This is a genomic window from Nitrococcus sp. (genome assembly GCF_059432795.1).
Genome location: NZ_JBXWZQ010000186.1, coordinates 1 through 2,793, shown reverse-complemented (window position 1 = coordinate 2,793; position 2,793 = coordinate 1). Strand labels below are relative to the sequence as shown.

Genomic DNA, 2,793 nt, shown 5'->3' with positions numbered 1-2,793 from the left:
TGTTCGAGTTCCGCTACTTCGCCGGCTTGACGGTGGCCGAGACGGCCGAAGCACTTGATCTGTCGCCGCGTTCCGTGGAGCGCATGTGGGCCGCGGCCCGGGAGCGGCTGGCTGACATGTTGAACGATATCATCGACTAGCCCGCCCCGCGAGCCCCATCCGGGGGACGTGGCGGCGTTCCCATGAACCTTGAAAACCGCTGTATTACCGTCGCGAAGACGCCAAGAGGTGAGAATGCCTCGTGGCGTCCGAACGATCCGAGCCGACGTCAGCGCCCTTTCGTGGCGCGTGCTAGAAGCCCTTCCATTTCGGCAGTGTAGCTGTGGGTCTCGCCGAACTGGGCTTGCAGCAGCGGCAGAGTCCGTTGCGCCAGCTCGGCGGCTTCTTCCCAGCGCGCGGCCTCGGACAGCGCCTCCACGAGAAACCGCTGACAATCAAGCGTGTAGGGATGTTTGTCGCCAAGAACCCGCCGCTCCGAGGCCAGATTCTCCGACAGGACTGCCACGGCCCGGTCGTGGCGGCCGAGCCCCACGAGGGCCTGTCCGTAGTTGCTGGTAACGTGAAGCGTAACAGGATGCTCAGTTCCGTGGACCTCGGCCAGGCGCACCACCGACTCCGACAGGGCCGCTGCGGCCTGCTCGAACTGCTCCAGCGAATTGTGCAGGGAACCTACGTTAGCCAGCGCCGCCAGCGTCTCGGCATGATCCGGCCCCAGCATTCTGACACGGCCAGCGTGAATCGCCTCGAACAACGGAAACGCATCCCGATAGCGCCCCTGAATGTGCAGCGCATGCCCGAGGTTGGTGGCCGCAGCCAGGGTGGCAGGATGGTCGGTCTCCAACATCTCCACGGTTCTCTCGTACACCGGACGCATCCAGGCTTCCGCCTCCTCTGCTCGGCCCTGAAGGTTCAGCAGGTGCCCGTAAGATAGATTGAACCAAGCGCGGTCTACCTCGGATGGAACCCCGTACTGCTCGACAATCCGGTTGCCGCGCCGATAGTAGGCTTCGGCCACTTCGAGATTTCCCGACTGTTGATGGCTGGCGGCGAGACCGTTGATCAAACTAAACCTGAGCCTGTCGTCCGGCGGATGATGCTGCTCGACCTTGGCCAACGCGTCTTCGGCGACGGCAACCGCTGCCTCGAAACGACCCTGGTTGCGAAGCGCGATGGCGAGATTATTCAGGTTGCTCAGCGTTTCCCAAGCGGTGGGCGATATCTGCTCATGCAGGCCTATCGCCTGGCGCAGAATGGGCTCCGCCACGTCGTTCAGACCCATTTGTGTATGGGCCCGGCCGATGGCGCCATAGAGTCGTGCCTCGACCAGAGGGGCCAAAGACGTATCATTCTCGAGCCTGGACAGCCCCTGATCGAGAAGATCCCGGGCGGTGATTTCTTCGCCCAACGCCAACTGCGGGTCCGGTGCATTGAAGATCTCGACGAGAAAGTCGGTGACGCTCTGGGCGGCGCGGGCTTCGAGCTCAGCTCGATGGCGGGCTTCATCGACCGCCATCAGGTACCAGGCGCCGGAAGCGAGGAAGGTCACCACCACCGCCGCTGTTGCCGCCAGGGGAACCACGTTGCGCTGCACGAATTTTCGAGCACCGTACCACCGACTGTTGCCGCTGGCGCGGACCGGATACCCTCCGAGGTAGCGCTGCAGATCGTCGCGGATGTCGCTGACCTGGCTGTAACGTTCGGCCGGTCTCGTGCGCACGCACTGCTCGACAATGTTAACAAGCTCTCTCGGCAGCAATCGGCTCACCTCCCGGTTAAACTCCAGGTCGGCTTCGCTGGAGGTACGCCGGATAGCCTGCTCGAGGTCGGCATCTGGGTGGATCAGATCGGTGTGCAGGAGCTGCGCGAGTAGCAGGCCGACCTGATAGACATCCGAGGCGACGCTCGCCGGTTGTCCCAGCAGCTGCTCGGGGCTCGCATACCGAGGTGTAAGGACGAGGGTCCGTGTCGCCTGGTCGGTTACGGACAGCAGCTTCGCGATGCCGAAGTCCAACAGCTTCGGATGCCCGTCTTCTGTGACGAGAACATTGCGCGGCTTGATATCCCGGTGCACCACGAGCTGCGAATGTGCAAAGCTCAAGGCGCTGCAGATCCGGATCAGCAGCGCGATTTTCTCATTGAGACCGACCGCCGCGCAGTACTCGTCGATGGACACGCCGTCTACCAGCTCCATCACGATGTAAGGCCAGCCCTCGTCCGAGATTCCCGCGTCGTAGAGTTGCGCGATACCAGGATGGTTCAGACCTGCCAGGATCTGCTGTTCCCGGAAGAAGTGCTTTCGGAAGTTACCATCGAGGATGCTCCCGGCGCTGACTTTCACCGCCACGTCGCGCTCAAAACGGCCATCTGCTCGTCGCGCACGATAAACCTGACTCATACCGCCATCGGCGATGTGCTCACAGAGCTCGTAGCCGGACAACACGAGGCCGACCAGCGCCTGGTGCGCGGTGGTCTCGCGCGTCAACTCTGCGGAAATCTGCAGGCCGCCCCCGGTTCTCAGGCGCTCCAGCAGATCCCCCGGGGTTCGCTCGTCTGTCACCGCCCCCTCTCCCGCGTGCCGGGACTGTGGAAGTTATCACAGGCAATTGCACCCGGACAGGTGCAGGCGGAAGAGCTCGTTGACGGAGATCTGTTGACTCGGCGGCTGCTTCAGAAGGTGTGCTCGAACATCAGCGTGAGACGATCGCGGTGCGCGAATTGACCGAACAGTCCCGTTGGATCACCGTAGAACGTGTCGCTGACCAGGCTCAATGTGGAGTTTCCCAGGACATAGGC

2 protein-coding genes are annotated in these 2,793 nt (G+C 62.7%); one reads left to right on the top strand and one right to left on the bottom strand.

Translation table 11 applies throughout. The annotated features are described in order from the left end of the window. The coding region (locus tag AC52Q4_RS12820; RefSeq protein ID WP_495537189.1) for an ECF-type sigma factor at window positions 1-140 on the top strand (140 nt) is incomplete at its 5' end. A gap of 128 nt (window positions 141-268) precedes the next feature. Here AC52Q4_RS12820 and AC52Q4_RS12815 read toward each other — a convergent pair. Continuing rightward, a complete protein-coding gene (locus AC52Q4_RS12815; RefSeq protein WP_495537188.1) occupies window positions 269-2,557 on the bottom strand; it encodes a serine/threonine-protein kinase in 2,289 nt (762 codons plus the stop codon). Between the last annotated feature and the right edge of the window lie 236 nt (window positions 2,558-2,793).